Raw genomic sequence first — 16006 nt, forward strand, 5'->3', positions numbered from 1 at the left:
GCGATGTGGATGCTGGCGATGCTTGCGGCCGTGACCGGCCCCCAGACCTTCGATCTCGCACCCGGCGCACCCACGCAGCCGGGCAGCGTTGCAGTGGCCGAGGGCGCCCCCTATCAGCCGGGCGGCTTTGGCTATGAGCCCGGGAGCAAGGGGCGCGAGCGGCTTTTCTCGGTAGCGGTACCCGAGGGCAATTACCGGGTGACGGTGCGGATCGGCGACGCCCGCGCAGCCGGCACCACCACGGTAAAGGCGGAATCGCGGCGGCTGATGCTGCGCGCCGTCACCACCGCGCCGGGGCAGTTCGCCACCGCCAGCTTCATCGTCAACGTGCGGACCGCCGCGCTGGCCGCGCCGCCGGCAAACGCCCCCGGCGGCACCGTCGTCCGGCTCAAGCCACGCGAGGCGGGCAGTTATACATGGGACGACAAGCTGACGCTGGAGTTTCTCGGCGACCCGCGTGTCCAGCGCGTTACGATTGAGCCCGTGACGGTGCCGACAGTCTTCCTGGCGGGGGACTCCACGGTGACCGACCAGCGCGCCGAGCCCGCCGCCAGCTGGGGGCAGATGCTGCCGGCGCTGTTCCAGCCCGACATGGCGGTCGCCAACCATGCGGAGTCGGGCGAGACGCTCAAGTCTTTCGTGACCGGGCTGCGCTTCGACAAGCTGCTGTCGCAGGTGCGGCCGGGCGACTGGGTGCTGATCCAGTTCGGCCATAACGACCAGAAGGCCGAATGGCCCCAAACCTATGCCGACCCGGTGGTGACCTACCCCGCCTGGCTGCGCACCTATATTGCCGAGGTGCGGCGGCGCGGCGGGCGGCCGGTGCTGGTCACCTCGCCCGAGCGGCGGAACTTCGAAGGCGGCCGCATCCGCCACACCCTCGCCGACTATGCCGAGGCGATGCGCAAGGTCGCGCGCGGGGAGAAGGTACCGCTGGTCGATCTCCAGGCGTCGACGATCGCGCTGTACCAAGCCTATGGCCCGGCCGAGGCGGCCAAGCTGTTCAACGACGGCGGCCGCGACAGGACGCACCATAACAACCAGGGCGCCTGGCTGCTCGCGCGCGCGGTGACAGCAGGGCTTACGCAGGCGGCGCCGGACCTCGGCCGCCATCTCTATCCCGATGCCCGCCACTTCGACACCGCGCACCCGCCCGCGATCGAAAGCCTCGCGCTCGCGCCGAGCCTGAGCGCGAGCACCGAACGCCCGGCAGGAAGCTGATGCGCACCGGCCTAGTCCTCGACGTCCGCACCTACGGCGCGCGCGGGGACGGTCTCGCCCTCGACAGCCCCGCCATCGCCGCCGCGCTCGCCGCCGCGCACCACGCGGGCGGCGGGATCGTGCTGCTGCCGCCGGGTACGTACCGCAGCTTCTCGCTCCGCCTGCCCTCGCGCGTCACGCTCGCGATCGAGGCCGGCGCCACGCTGCTCGCCGCCACGCCCGGCCCCGACGGCGCCTATGACCTTCCCGAGGACCGCGGCCCCCAGCTCTATCAGGATTTCGGCCACAGCCACTGGCACAACAGCCTGATCTGGGCCGAGGATGCCGAGGACATCGCCATTCTCGGCAGGGGCCTGATCGACGGCACCGGCCTCACCCGCAACGGCCCAGGCACGCCGTGGAGCGCGCAGCGCGGCGAACGCCCGCTCTCCATGGCGACAATGACGCCCGCGGACGTCGCCCGGCTGGAGCAGGACGCCGCGGCGATGCGTGGCCAGGGCAACAAGGCCATCGCGCTGGCGCGGTGCCGCCGCGCGACCCTCGAGGATCTTACCATTTTCCGCGGCGGCCATTTCGCAGTTCTGGCGAGCGAGGTGGAAGACCTCACCCTTGCCGGCCTCACCATCGACAGCAACCGCGACGGCATCGACCTGGACGGCGTCCGCCGCGCGCGCGTCTCGCGGTGCCGGGTCAACACGCCCAATGACGACGCGATCGTGCTCAAGACCAGTCTCGCACTCGGCCGCACGGCCTGCGAGGACGTGACGATCGAGGACTGCACGGTCTCCGGCTATGATCTCGGTACGCTGCTCGACGGCACCCATGGCCGTACGCAGCAACACGCCCCCGACCGCGACCGGGTGACCGGCCGCATCAAGCTGGGCACCGAAAGCAATGGCGACTTCCGCCGCATCTCGATCACCAATTGCCGCTTTGAACGCAGCCGCGGCCTGGCGATCGAGAGCGTCGACGGCGGCACGATCGAGGATGTGCTCGCCGAAAACCTGACGATGGACGAGGTAACCACCGCTCCGCTTTTCCTGCGCCTCGCCGCGCGGTTGCGGGGACCGGCGGGGACGCAGATCGGCGCGCTGCGCAACATCGGCATCCATGGGGTCGCCGCCACCGGCATCGACCCGCGCTTTGCGGCCATTGTCGCCGGGCTGCCGGGACACGCCATCGAAGATGTGCGCCTGTCCGACCTCGATCTGCGCTTCGACGGCGCGCTCGACGGATCCACGCCCCTCGCCCCGCCCGAACTGGCCGATGCCTATCCCGAGCCGAGCATGTTCGGCCCCACCCCCGCCTGGGGCCTATGGGCGCGCCACGTTCGCGGACTGGCCGCCGCGCGCCTGCGCTTCCGCCGCAACGGCAGCGATCCGCGCCCGCCGCTGCTGCTCGAGGACGCCGCGGATGCGCGGATCGCGTTTGACGAGGACGTCGCACATCGCTACCATATCCTGCACAATAGTACCACATAGTGGCGCGGAGGGGAAATGCGGGTACAGGCGTTCCGGATGCAGCTCAAGCCCGGCATGGCGGAAGAGTATAAGGCGCGCCACGACGCGATCTGGCCGGAGCTCGCCGCACTGCTGCACGATGCCGGCATCCGCGACTATTCGATCTTCCTCGACGAAGCGACCGGCGCGCTGTTCGCGGTACTGAAGCTCACCGAGGATGCGACCAACGACCAGCTGCCCGCCCATCCGGTGATGCGCCGCTGGTGGGATCACATGGCGCCGCTGATGGAGGTCGCGCCCGACAACAAGCCGCTCGAATGGCCGCTTCGCCCGGTCTTCTACCTGCCGTGATCCGCACCGCCCTCTTCGCCTCGACGCTGCTCGCCGCGTTGCCGGCCACTGCGCAGGAAGCCAGGCAGACTGCCAATCTCGCCGCGCCGGTGCAGCGCTTCGGCCGCGTCTCGTTCGACGCGCGCTCGCTGATTATCGACGGCAAGCGTACCGTGATCTGGTCGAGCGAGATGCACGCCTTCCGCCTGCCCTCGCCCGATCTGTGGCGCGACGTGCTGCAGAAGATGAAGGCGAGCGGCTTCAACACCGTCGCCTTCTATTTTGACTGGGGCTTCCACAGCCCGAAGCGCGGCGTCTACGACTTTTCCGGTATCCGCGACATCGATCGGCTGCTGACCATGGCGGAGGAGGAAGGCCTCTACGTCATCACCCGCGCCGGCCCCTATGTGAATGCCGAGCTGACCCGCGGCGGTTTTCCCGGCTGGCTGGTCAACCAGCGCGCGCGCGCGCGCACCGACGATCCCGACTATATGGCCGCCGCCGACGAATGGCTGACCCGGGTGCATGCGATCATCGCGCGCCACCAGATCAACGGCGACGGCAAGGGCCACAAGGGCAATGTGATCCTCCACCAGATCGAGAACGAACTGGCGCTGACCACCCCGGCCCAGCGTCGCTACATGGACCATCTTGCCGCCAAGGCGCGCGCCGATGGCATCACCGTGCCGCTGTTCCACAACGACCAGGGCCGCAACGGCTATTGGGTGCCGGCGGGCGGCGGGGTCGAGAAGACGGTCGAGGGGCCGAACGACCTCTATGCGTTCGACGGCTATCCCGGCGGCACCTGCACCGTGGCCGGCAAGCCGACGCGCGGATCGGCCGCCCCCGACTGGGGCTTTTATGGTCCCGGCGGGGCCAAGGGCGGCGCGTCTGCCTCGCCCAACACGCCGGGCTTCCTCGCCGAATTCGGCGGCGGCTGGTTCGACTATTGGGGATCGAACGGCGGCTACGACTGCAACGCGATCCAGCGCGGCAAGCGCTTCCAGCGCGTATTCTACGGCACCAACCTGGCGAACGGCATCGGCATCCAGAGCTTCTATATGGGCTTTGGCGGCACCAGCTGGGGCTGGCTGCCCGCCCCGGTGGTGTTCACCAGCTACGACTATGGCTCGGCCATCGCCGAAACCCGCGCGCTCCGCCCCAAGGCGGAAGAGCTGAAGCAGCTCGCCGGACTGATCCAGAGCGTGCCCGATCTCGCCGGCATGGTACCCGCAGGTCCCGTGTCGGTCTCGTCCGAGCGCATCCAGGTCTATCACAACAAGCGCCCGGAGAGCGACGCGCGCTTCCTTCTCGTCACCCACAAGCCCTCCAACGGGCAGACCGACGACCGCTTCACGATCACCGCCGACCTGCCCGACGGCCGGTACAGCTGGCCAATGGCGCTCAACGGCTTCGACGCGAAATGGCTCGTCGCGGGGGTGACGCTGGGGGGCCAAAGGCTGGTCTATGCGACCTCCGAGCTGCAGGCGGCGCTCCGCCAGGATCGCCACGACCTGCTGCTGTTCTACAGCCGCGCGGGTGAGCCGGGCGAGATGGTGCTGCGCTATGCCTCCGCGCCCAAGGTCGAGGTGCTGGCGGGCGCCGCCACGTCCAGCTTCGATGCGGCACGCGGCGATCTGAAACTGGCCTACACCCATCAGGGCCTCACCCGCCTGCGTATCACTGGCGGCGGTCGGCCGGACAGCATCGTGCTGATCGGCGACGAGGCGGAAGCCGCGCGCTTCTGGCGGCTGGGCGAGCTGCTGGTACGCGGCCCCGCGCTGGTGCGCCATGCAGCCCCGCAAGGCAGCAGCCTCGCCCTTGCCGGTGATACCGACGGGGGGACGCCGCTCGAAGTCTGGGCACCGGCGGCCACCCGCAGCCTCCGCTGGAACGGCGCGCCGGTGACGACCACCCGCACCGCGTCGGGCAGTCTCGTCGCGACCAAGTTGCTCCCCGGCCCCGCACCGATCACGCTGCCGGCGCTGAGCTGGGTCTCCGCCCCCGGCTCCCCCGAAGCCGCGCCCGACTTTGACGACCGCGACTGGCAGGCGATCGACAACCGCGCCTATGCCAGCATCACCGCCCGGCCGGACGGCGTGCCCAACATGCTGATGGATGCCTATGGCTTCCACGACGGCGATGTCTGGTATCGCGGCCGGTTCGAGGGGCACGCCGCCGCCGAGCGCATCCGCATCCATTATGGTGCGGGCGGCGCGGGGATGCTCCAGCTGTTCCTCGACGGCAAGCTGGTCGGCAGCGACGAGATCCCCGCGGGCCTGCCCCGCCCGATCACCACCGGCGTCGCCGAATTCGACCTGCCCGCCGCTGCCCGCACGCCGGGCGCCCATGTGCTGTCGGTGATGGTCCGCAACAACGGCCATAACTGGGATCTCGATGCCGACGACTTCCACAAGGAAGCACGCGGAATCGTTTTCGCCTCGATCGAGCCCGCAGGCGGCCCCAGCTTCGCCGTGCCGGTCGCGTGGAAGATCCAGGGCCGCAAGGGCGGCGAGGACCTGCCCGATCCCGCGCGCGGCGTCGCCAACACCGGCGGCCAATATGGCGAGCGGATGGGCTGGCATCTCCCCGGCTTCGACGATCGCGGCTGGAAGGCCGCCGCAACGGCTGCACCCGGCACGACCTGGTACCGCAGCCGCTTCACGCTCGACGTGCCGACGGGCCAGGATGCCACCATCGGCGTGGCCTTCGGCGACACGCGCAAGCCCCGCTCGCCCGGCGCCCGTTACCGCGTGCTGCTTTTCGTCAATGGCTGGAACATGGGCCAGTTCATCGCCCATGTCGGGCCGCAACGGGTATTCCCGGTGCCCGAGGGCATCCTCAACCATCGCGGGCCCAACAGCATCGCGCTCGCCGTGACTTCGGACGGGGCCGCCGGCAACACGCTGGAAGAGGTAAAGCTGGTGACACTGCGCAACGTCCGCGGCGGACTGCCCGTGACGATGGTCGCCGCGCCGCAGCGTCCGGAGGAGCTCCAATGATCACCCGCCGCACCCTGCTCGCCGCCTCGGCGGCAGCGACCGCCGCTGCGGCACTCCCCGCCCGCGCCGCCCCGATCGAGCGGCTGCCGCTCTGGCCCGGCCGCCCTCCCGGCGGGGAGGGCGTCACTGCCAGGGACGCGTGGGTCAAGCGCTCCCCCAACGGCGGCGACGACGACATCGCCTGGCCGCATGTCGCCACGCCGATGCTCAACGTCGTGCCGGCGGAACGCCCGGACGGATCCGCGCTGCTGCTGATCCCGGGCGGCGGCTATACCCGCGTCGCACTCGGCCGGCAGGGCTCGGCGATTTCGCGCCACTTCGCCGCGCGCGGCACGACCGTGTTCGAGCTGCTCTATCGGCTGCCGCATGACGGTTGGGCGGCGGGACCCGATGCGCCGCTTCAGGATGCGCAGCGCGCGATGCGGCTGATCCGGGCGGGCGCCGCGCGCTGGAAGATCGATCCCGCCCGGGTCGGCGCGATCGGCTTTTCCGCCGGCGGGCACCTCACCGCCCGGCTCGGCAGCCGCGCAGGCCTGGCGACCTATGCGCCCATCGATGCGGCGGACCAGCTGTCCGCGCGCCCGGTGGCGCTCGGCCTGTTCTTCCCGGTCATCACCCTGCGCACCCCCGAGGCGCATGGCGGCTCGCGCAGGGAACTGCTCGGGGCGAGCCCCACGGAGGAGCAGATCCGACGCTTCTCGGCGGAACGCGACCTGCCGGCCGACATGCCCCCCACCCTCGTCGCGCACGCCGCCGACGATCCGGTGGTGCCGCCCGCCAACAGCCTGCTGATGTTCGCGGCGCTGCAGGCGGCGAAGATCCCGTCCGAGCTGATGGTGTTCGAAAAGGGCGGCCACGGCCTGCCCCTCGTCGACCCGGACGGCACCCCCCATCCCTGGCCCGGCCTGTTCGCGCGGTTCGCGCGCCGCCACGGCCTCTGACCCCTTTCATCCACGGAGACACATCCCTTGGCCGCCTCGCACGACATTCCCCGCAGCCTCGTCACGCAGAAGATCGATCTGCTGATGGACAATCTCGTCCACATCCAGGACGAGACCGGCGAGTTCCTGCTCCACCTGGAGGACGGGCGCATCATCGACACCAAGGGCTGGGCCGGCTGGGAATGGACCCACGGCGTCGGCCTGTTCGGCATGTGGCGCTATTTCGAGCAGACGAACAATCAGAAGGCGCTCGGCATCATCAAGGGCTGGTTCGCCGATCGCTTTGCCGAGGGCACGCCGACCAAGAACATCAACACCATGGCGCCGTTCATCACGCTTGCCTGGCTGTACGAGCACGAACCCGATCCGAGCTACCTGCCCTATCTCGACACCTGGGCCGAATGGCTGATGGCGCCCGACGGGCTGCCCAAGACCGAGGAGGGCGGCTTCCAGCACATCGTCTACAACGACGAGAATCCCGGCGAGATGTGGGACGACACGCTGATGATGAGCGTGCTGCCCCTCGCCAAGATCGGCCTGCTGCTGGGCCGCCCGCACTATGTGGAGGAGGCCAAGCGCCAGTTCCTCGTCCACATCAAGTATCTGTTCGACAAGAAGACCGGCCTGTGGTTCCACGGCTGGGACTTCAACGGCCGGCACAATTTTGCCGAGGCCCTGTGGGCGCGCGGCAATTGCTGGGTGACGATCGCGATCCCGGAGATCATCGAGATCCTCGATCTGCCCGAGGGCGACGCCTTCCGCACCTTCCTGATCGACACCCTCGCCGCCCAGGTGAAGACGCTCAGCCAGACGCAGGACGAAAGCGGCCTGTGGCACACCCTGGTGATGGATCCGACCAGCTATCTGGAGGCCTCGGCCACGGCAGGCTTCGCCTATGGCATCCTGAAGGCGGTGCGGAAGGGCTATCTGCCGCGGCACTATGAAACGGTGGGGCTCAAGGCGGTGCGCGGCGTGCTCGACAATATCGACGACAAGGGCGAGCTGCAGCAGGTGAGCTTCGGCACCGCGATGGGCGACACGCTGCAATTCTACAAGGACATCCGCCTCACCTCGATGCCCTATGGCCAGAGCCTGGCGATCTGCGCGCTGGGCGAACTGCTGCGCACCTATATCTGAAGCGCCCGCTTCGGGACGAACGACGGCCTCCGGAGCAGTCTCCGGAGGCCTTTTTGCGTGTCAGCCGTCGACGTCGCGGCGGAAGGTTTCGGGCAGGAAGAACAGCCCGAACACCAGGGTCGCGGCGGCGACCACCACCGGGTACCAGAAGCCGTGATAGATGTTGCCGTTGGCGGCGACCATCGCGAAGCCGATCGCCGGCAACAGCCCGCCCAGCCAGCCATTGCCGATATGATAGGGCAGCGACATCGAGGTGTAGCGGATGCGGCTGGGAAATAGCTCGACCAGCATCGCCGCGATCGGACCGTAGACCATCGTCACCAGCAGCACGAGGTAGAAGAGCAGCGCCACGACCAGCGGCTTGTTCATCGCCGCCGGATCGGCCTTGGCCGGATAGCCGACCTTGGCGAGCGCGCCGGTCACCGCAGGCCTGGCGGGCACGTCGCCCTTCGCGGGAACGGCGGGGGCGCCGACGACCTGCGCGGTGAACGCCGCGATCGCCTTCTTGCGCGCCTCGCCGGTCAGCTGGCGCGGATCGGGGGCGGGATAGGCCTGGCCGCCGATCGTGATCGTCGCGAGGCTGCCCGGCGCCGCCGCGACATTCTCGTAGTTGATCCCGGCCTTGGCGAGCGCATTCTTGACGATGTCGCAGCTGGTCGCGTCGAACTTGTTCTGGCCGACGGGATCGAATTGCGGCGAGCATTCGGCCGGGTCTGCGGCCACCGTCACGGGGGCCGAGGCGAGCGCGCGGGCCAGCGCCGGATTGGCGGCATTGGTCAGCGCGTGGAACACCGGGAACAGGGTCAGCGCTGCCAGTGCGCAGCCGGTAAGGATGATCGGCTTGCGGCCGATCTTGTCCGACAGCCAGCCGAAGAACAGGAAGAAGGGCGTGGCGAGGACGAGCGCGGTGATCGCCAGCGTGTTGGCGGTAAGCCCATCGACCTTCAGCATCTTCTCGAGGAAGAACAGCGCGTAGAGCTGGCCCGTATACCAGATCACCGCCTGCCCGGCGATCGCGCCGAAGAACGCGATCAGCACGATCTTGAGGTTCGGCCACCGCCCGAAGGCTTCGGTAAGGGGTGCCTTGGAGGCAGTGCCCTCCGCCTTCATCTTCTTGAACACGGGCGATTCGTGGAGCTTCAGCCGCAGCCACAGGCCGACGGCGAGAAACAGGCCGGAGAGGAGATAGGGGATGCGCCAGCCCCATTCGGCAAAGGCCGCTTCGCCGACGCCGGTCACCGGTGAGCGGACGGTGATGACGATCAGCAGCGCCATCGCCAGCCCCGCGGTCGCGGTGATCTGGATCCAGCTGGTGTAGAAGCCGCGCTTCCCCTCGGGCGCATGTTCCGCGACATAGGTGGCCGCCCCGCCATATTCGCCGCCCAGCGCCAGCCCCTGGAACATGCGCAGCACGACGAGCAGGATCGGTGCTGCGACACCGGCGGTCTTGTAGGTCGGCAGGCAGCCGACGAGGAAGGTCGAGAGCCCCATCACCAGCAGGGTAAGAATGAAGGTGTAGCGCCGGCCCACCATGTCGCCGATGCGCCCGAACACCAGCGCCCCGAACGGCCGCACCAGGAACCCGGCCGCGAACACCAGCAGGGCCATGATGAACGAGGTGGTCGAGTTGAGCCCGGTGAGGAACTGCGCCGCGATGATCGTGGTCAGCAGGCCATAGAGATAAAAGTCGTACCATTCGAACACCGTGCCGAGCGAGCTGGCGGTGATCACGAGCTTCTCGCTGCGCGTCGCCTCGTGGTGGTGCGGCATGGCATCGGGCGGGCTGGTCGCCATCGATCGTCTCTCCCTGGTGCGCGGGTAGTTCCCGCATGTCGTCCGGTTATGCTCCGGCAAGTGTGGCAAGCCGCGGCGCACTTGCATAGTCGCTCTCTGGTGCTTTACATCAGCAACACGCCTGCTACGATCCGCGCATCATCGCACGGGGAGTGGGCGGGATGCTGCAGATCGAGAACCTCACGCATGTGTACGGCAACGGCACCAGGGCGCTGGATGGCGTGACGCTGTCGATCCCGCCGGGCATGTTCGGGCTGCTCGGTCCGAACGGCGCGGGCAAGTCCACGCTGATGCGCACGATCGCGACGCTGCAGACGCCGACGTCCGGCAGCATCCGCTTCGGCGACCTTGACGTGATCGCCCATCCCGAACAGCTCCGCCGCACGCTCGGCTATCTGCCGCAGGATTTCGGCGTCTATCCGCGCGTATCCGCCTACGACATGCTCGATCACATGGCGGTGCTGAAGGGCGTCGCCGGGCGGGGCGAGCGCAAGGAAACGGTCGAGGCGCTGCTTCACCAGGTCAATCTCTGGACGGTGCGCAAGAAGGCACTGGCCGGCTTCTCGGGGGGCATGCGCCAGCGCTTCGGCATCGCCCAGGCGCTGATCGGCAACCCGCAGCTGATCATCGTCGACGAGCCCACCGCCGGGCTCGATCCGGAAGAGCGCAACCGCTTCCTCAACCTGCTTGCCGAGATCGGCGACACCGTCGTCGTGATCCTCTCCACCCACATCGTCGAGGACGTGGCGGACCTGTGCCCGCGGATGGCGGTGCTGGCCGGCGGCCGGGTGCTGCTGGAAGGCGCGCCGCTGGCGCTGATCGAGCAGACGCGCGGCCGGGTGTGGCAGAAGACCATCGCCCGCGACGCGCTGGAGGCCCACCGCGAACGCTACCGGGTGATCTCCACCCGGCTGTTCGCCGGGCGCACGATCATCCATGTCGTGGCCGACAGCGCACCGGGCGACGGCTTCTCGCCAGTCCAGGGCGGGCTGGAGGACGTGTATTTCTCGACGCTCGACGCCTCGCGTCGCGCGGCCTGAGGGAGGCGCCCCATGTTCGCCGGCATTCTCGGCTTCGAGTGGCGCTACCAGCGCCGCAACCCGGTCCTCTGGGTCGCGATCATCCTGTTCTTCCTGCTCGCCTTCGGGGCGACGTCGGTGGAGCAGATCCGCATCGGCTCGGGCGGCAACGTCCACAAGAATGCCCCCTTCGCGATCGCGCAGATGATGCAGATCCTGACGGTGTTCTACATGTTCGTGGCGACCGCCTTCGTCGCCAATGTCGTGGTGCGCGACGATGATACCGGCTTCGGCCCGATCGTACGCGCCACCCGCGTCACCAAGAGCGCCTATCTCTTCGGCCGGTTCGGCGGCGCCTTCCTCGCCGCGGCGATCGGCTTCCTCGCGGTGCCGCTCGGCATCTGGATCGGCAGCCTGATGCCCTGGGTCGATCCCGAGATCCTGGGTCCGAACCGCTTCAGCTATTATGCCTCGGCATATATCTGGCTCGCGCTGCCGAACGTCCTGCTCACCTCGGCGATGTTCTTCGCGCTGGCGACGATGACCCGGTCGATGATGGCGACCTATGTCGGCGTGATCGCCTTCCTCATCCTGTTCTTCATCGCCGGCGTCGTGCTCGATCGAAACCCTGCCTATGAGCTGATCGGCGCCTATAGCGAACCGTTCAGCATCGGCGCGAGCAGCTATCTCACCAAATACTGGACGGCGGCGGACCGCAACACGCTGACCATTCCGCTGACCGGCATGGTCTTGTGGAACCGGCTGATCGTGCTGGGCGTGGCGGCGCTCGCACTGGGCCTCGCCTATGCGCGGTTCGGTTTCTCGGTGCGCCCCTCCAAGAAGGCGCTCAAGGCCGCCAAGGCCGCCGCTGCGGTGCCCGAGACCGCCGACGTCCCCCGCCTAGCCGGCCCGCTGCCGGCGCCGCGCTACGACCGCGCCACCGCCTGGACGCAACTCGTCGTGCGCACCCGGCTGGAAATGGCGCAGGTGTTCAAGAGCCCGGCCTATGTCGTGCTGCTCGCGCTCGGCCTGTTCAATGCGATGGCGAGCCTGGTCGATCTGGGCGAGGTCGTCGGCACGCCGGTGCTGCCGGTGACTCGCGTGGTGATCGATCTGCTGCGCGGCACCTTCGGCATCATTCCGATCATCATCGCGACCTATTATGCGGGCGAGCTGGTCTGGCGCGAGCGCGACCGCAAGACGCACGAGATCATCGACGCCAGCGCGATCCCCGACTGGGCGTTCGTCGTCCCAAAGGCGGCCGCCGTCACGCTGGTGCTGCTCTCCACGCTGCTCGTCAGCGTCGTCGGCGGCATGGTGATGCAGCTGGTGCACGGCTATACCGATTTCGAGCCGGGCAAGTATCTGCTGTGGTACGTGCTGCCCGAGACGGTCGACGTCACGCTGATCGCCGTGCTGGCGGTATTCCTCCAGGCGCTCAGCCCGCACAAGTTCGTCGGCTGGGGGCTGATGCTGGTCTATGTCGTCGGCCGCGCGACGCTCAGCAACCTCGGCTTCGGCGACGCGCTGTACAATTACGGCCAGGGCCCGGGCGTGCCGCTGTCGGACATGAACGGACAGGGTAAGTTTCTGGATCGGCGCCTGGTGGCTGCGGCTCTACTGGTCGGCCTTCGCGGTGCTGCTGCTGGTGCTCGCGCATGGCCTGTGGCGGCGCGGCACCGAAACGCGGCTGTTGCCGCGCCTGCGCCGGCTGCCGCGCAAGCTGGCCGGGCCGGCGGGGCTGATCGGCGGGGCTGCGGTGGCGGTGTTCGTGGCCACCGGCATCTGGGTCTACACCAATACCCATGTCTGGAACGTCTATCGCACGCCGATCAGCGACGAGCGCGAGGAAGCCGACTATGAGAAGACGCTGCTGCCCTTCGCGAAGCTGCCCCAGCCCTCGATAGCCGCGGTGCGCGTCGCCGTGGACATTCGCCCCGAACAGCCCGGGCTGACCGCCACCGGGCAGATGACGCTGGTCAACCGCACCGGCAAGCCGCTGGATGCCATCCATGTCCGGATGGGCGATCGCCGGACCCGGCTCGTCGCCGTGACCATCCCGGGGGCGACCGTCGCGCGCGATTTCCCGCGCTTCCAGTATCGTATCTACCGGCTTGCCGCCCCGCTCGCGCCGGGGGCCGCGACCACGCTCGATTTCCGCACCGAGCGGCGCCAGCGCGGTTTCGCGAACAGCGGCAACGATACGCGGGTCGTCGCCAACGGCACCTTCGTCAACAATGCCGAGTTCGCGCCGACGATCGGCATGGACCAGCAGGGCCTGCTGCAGGATCGCGCCAAGCGCCGCAAATACGGCCTGCCCGCCGAACTGCGCCCGCTGAAGCTCGAGGATCTGGCCGGCACCCGGTTCAGCGCCTTCCACACGGACTGGATCAAGACCGACATCACCGTCTCGACCGCCGCCGACCAGACGCCGATCGCGCCGGGCGACAAGGTGGCCGATCGCACCGAGAATGGACGGCGCACCGCGCGGTTCGTCACCGCGGTGCCGATCCTCAATTTCTATTCGGTGCAATCGGCCCGCTACCGGGAGAAGCATCTCCAGCACAACGGCATCGACCTGGCCGTCTATTACGACGCCCGGCACGGCGCCAATGTCGACCGGATGCTGGCGGCGTTCCGGCACGGGCTCGATTACTACCAGCCGGCCTTCGGCCCCTATCAGTTCCGCCAGGCCCGGATCATCGAGTTCCCGGATTATGCCCAGTTCGCCCAGGCGTTCGCCGGCACCATGCCCTATTCGGAAGGCATCGGCTTCATCGCCGACCTCTCGGACAAGGAGAAGATCGACTACGTCACCTATGTCGCCGCGCACGAGCTGGGCCACCAATGGTGGGCACACCAGGTCGTCCCCTCGGATAACCAGGGGGCGACGATGGGCGTCGAGACCCTCGCGCAATATTCGGCGCTGATGGTGATGGAGCACCTATATGGCCGCGACCAGATTCGTCGCTTCCTCAAATATGAGCTCGATCGCTATCTGCGCAGCCGCGGCGGCGAGGTGATCGAGGAACTGCCGCTCGCCCGGGTGGAGAACCAGCCCTATATCCATTATCGCAAGGGTAGCCTCGCCATGTACCGGCTGAAGGACGAGCTGGGCGAGGCGCGGGTGAACGCCGCGCTCAAGCGCTACGACGCCAGGTGGCGCTTCCAGGGCCCGCCCTACCCGCGCAGCCTCGATCTGATCGCGGAGTTCCGGCTCGGCGCGAGCCCGGCCGAGAATGCCCTCATCACCGACCTGTTCGAGCGGATCACGCTCTACGACATCAAGACCCGGTCCGCGGTGGTGACGAAGCTGCCCAATGGCCGCTGGCGCACCACGCTGACGGTGGAGGCGCACAAGCTCTATGCCGACGGCAAGGGCAAGGAAACCGAGGCCCCGATGGCCGAACAGGCCGAGTTCGGCGCGTTCGCCGAGATGCCCGGCCGCGGCGCCTTCGCCGCCAAGGACGTGCTGGCGCTCAAGCGCCTGCCGATCCGCAGCGGCACCCAGGTGATCACGCTGGAGACCGCGACCAAGCCCGCCTTCGCCGGCGCCGATCCCTATAATGTGCGGATCGACCGCAACTCGGACGACAATGTGACGGCAGTGACGGCAGGCTGATCCAGCCTGCCGTCGCCGCGGCGGAGGCTCAGGCCGTCCGCTGCCAGCCGCCGCCGAGCGCGCGGAACAGGTTGACCTGCGCCTCCGCGATCGCCGCGTCGGCGGTCGCCAGCGCGGCCTGGGCATCGGCAAAGGTCCGTTCGGCGTCGAGCAGGTCGAGCGAGTTGATGTCGCCTTCGCGCTGGCGGGCACGGGCGATCCGCACGGCCGCCTCGGCCTCGTTCAGCGCCGCCTGCAATGCCGTGCGCCGCTCGAGCGCGCCGCCATAGGCGGACAGCGCCGTTTCGGTTTCCTGCAGCGCGGTCAGCACCGTGCCGTCGAAGGTCGCGAGCGCGGCGCGGCTGTCGGCCTCGGCGGCGGCAATCCGGGCGCGCGCCGGCGCCGGGTTCACCGTCCAGTTGATCAGCCCGCCGACCAGCCAGCGCAGCGGCCCCGCCCCGAAGATGTTGCCGAAATCATTGCCCGTCGATCCGCCGGACGCCCCCAGCGAGATGCGCGGATACAGGTCGGCGGTGGCGACGCCGATCCGCGCCGTGGACGCGGCAAGCCGCCGCTCGGCGGCGCGCACGTCCGGCCGCCGGGCAAGCAGCGCCGCGCCGTCACCGACCGGAATCGGCTGGTCGAGCCGTAGCGTTGTCTGGCGGGCGCGCGCCTCGGCGGGCAGTTCGGCCGGCGTCTTGCCGATCAGCGTGGCAAGGCGGAACAGCGCCGCGTCGCGCTGGGCGGCCAGCGCGGGCACATCGGCCTGGCGCTGGTTGCGCAGCGCCGCGATGCGGGCGACATCGAGGCGTGTCGCGAGGCCGACATTGCGGCGGCGCTGGGTCAGGTCGATCGACTGGTCGAGCAACGCGACAATGCGTTCGGCCACCCCCAGCCGCTCCGCCGAGGACACCGCATCGGCATAGGCTCGTGCCGTATCCGCGGCGACGATCACGCGCACCGCCTCGGCATCCGCCTCCGCCGCCGCGACATCGCCGCGCGCGGCTTCGACATTGCGCGCGATCCGGCCGAACAGGTCGACCTCATAGGAAACGCTGAGGCCGGCATCGATCTGCCAATCCTCCTGCGCGCTGCCGATCGGGCGCTGGCCGACGGGCAGGCGACCATAATTCGCACCCGCGCTCGCGGTGCCCTGCGGGAGCCGGGCCGAAGTTGCGCCGCCCAACGTCGCCCGGGCGCGCTCGATCCGGGCGACCGCGACGCGGACATCGGTGTTGGCGGCGAACGCCTCCGTCACCAGCCGGTCGAGCACCGGATCGTTGTAGAGCCGCCACCAGCCCTCCTGCACCGGCGCGGTGGAGACCGCCGGGGTGGTGGACAGGAATGCCCCCGCCGCACTCTGCGGCCGGGCGGGTGCCGTGTAGTTCGGGCCGGCGGCGCAGGCGGAAAGCGCCAGCGCCGAGACTGCGGCCATGATCGAAGCCATGCGTTGCATGCGAAATCTCCTGCGGCGGGCGCATGGGACGCGCCCGCCGGTTGG

11 protein-coding genes are annotated in these 16006 nt (G+C 69.0%); 9 read left to right on the forward strand and 2 right to left on the reverse strand.

Features of this window, described 5'->3' with window-relative positions; all coding sequences use genetic code 11:
- Positions 1-3 precede the first annotated feature (3 nt).
- The 6 genes from OIM94_RS19300 (at position 4) to OIM94_RS19325 (ending at position 8091) form a co-directional block, all read left to right on the forward strand.
- The gene (locus tag OIM94_RS19300; RefSeq protein WP_264610033.1) at positions 4-1221 is read left to right on the forward strand and encodes a rhamnogalacturonan acetylesterase; all 1218 of its coding nucleotides are present in this window, start codon (positions 4-6) and stop codon (positions 1219-1221) included.
- The gene (locus tag OIM94_RS19305; RefSeq protein ID WP_264610034.1) at positions 1221-2702 is read left to right on the forward strand and encodes a glycoside hydrolase family 28 protein; all 1482 of its coding nucleotides are present in this window, start codon (positions 1221-1223) and stop codon (positions 2700-2702) included. The genes OIM94_RS19300 and OIM94_RS19305 overlap by 1 nt, the downstream gene beginning before the upstream one ends.
- 15 nt (positions 2703-2717) lie before the next feature.
- A complete protein-coding gene (gene rhaM / locus OIM94_RS19310) occupies positions 2718-3032 on the forward strand; it encodes an L-rhamnose mutarotase (protein ID WP_264610035.1) in 315 nt (104 codons plus the stop codon).
- The gene (locus OIM94_RS19315; protein WP_413716413.1) at positions 2999-6013 is read left to right on the forward strand and encodes a glycoside hydrolase family 35 protein; all 3015 of its coding nucleotides are present in this window, start codon (positions 2999-3001) and stop codon (positions 6011-6013) included. The genes rhaM and OIM94_RS19315 overlap by 34 nt, the downstream gene beginning before the upstream one ends.
- On the forward strand, positions 6010-6954 hold the full coding sequence (locus tag OIM94_RS19320) for an alpha/beta hydrolase (RefSeq protein WP_264610036.1): 945 nt from the start codon (positions 6010-6012) through the stop codon (positions 6952-6954). The genes OIM94_RS19315 and OIM94_RS19320 overlap by 4 nt, the downstream gene beginning before the upstream one ends.
- 84 nt (positions 6955-7038) lie before the next feature.
- A complete protein-coding gene (locus tag OIM94_RS19325) occupies positions 7039-8091 on the forward strand; it encodes a glycoside hydrolase family 105 protein (protein ID WP_264610162.1) in 1053 nt (350 codons plus the stop codon).
- 60 nt (positions 8092-8151) lie between these two features.
- On the opposite strand, the gene OIM94_RS19330 is transcribed toward OIM94_RS19325, so the two are convergent.
- Entirely contained in the window at positions 8152-9885 is a 1734-nt protein-coding gene (locus tag OIM94_RS19330) for an MFS transporter (protein WP_264610037.1), read from the reverse strand.
- Positions 9886-10046: 161 nt separating this feature from the next.
- On the opposite strand from OIM94_RS19330, the gene OIM94_RS19335 reads away from it, so the two are divergent.
- The 3 genes from OIM94_RS19335 (at position 10047) to OIM94_RS20180 (ending at position 14526) form a co-directional block, all read left to right on the forward strand.
- Entirely contained in the window at positions 10047-10925 is an 879-nt protein-coding gene (locus OIM94_RS19335; protein ID WP_264610038.1) for an ABC transporter ATP-binding protein, read from the forward strand.
- 12 nt (positions 10926-10937) lie between these two features.
- Positions 10938-12767 (forward strand): hypothetical protein, encoded by a 1830-nt coding sequence (locus OIM94_RS20175; RefSeq protein ID WP_319801158.1) that lies wholly within the window; start codon positions 10938-10940, stop codon positions 12765-12767.
- A 760-nt stretch (positions 12768-13527) separates the two neighbouring features.
- Entirely contained in the window at positions 13528-14526 is a 999-nt protein-coding gene (locus OIM94_RS20180; protein WP_319801159.1) for a M1 family aminopeptidase, read from the forward strand.
- A gap of 28 nt (positions 14527-14554) precedes the next feature.
- On the opposite strand, the gene OIM94_RS19345 is transcribed toward OIM94_RS20180, so the two are convergent.
- Complete coding sequence (locus tag OIM94_RS19345) at positions 14555-15961, reverse strand: efflux transporter outer membrane subunit (RefSeq protein ID WP_264610039.1); 1407 nt, start codon at positions 15959-15961, stop codon at positions 14555-14557.
- Positions 15962-16006: the final 45 nt, after the last annotated feature.

The sequence above is a fragment of the Sphingomonas sp. R1 genome (assembly GCF_025960285.1).
Taxonomy (GTDB): Bacteria; Pseudomonadota; Alphaproteobacteria; order Sphingomonadales; family Sphingomonadaceae; genus Sphingomonas.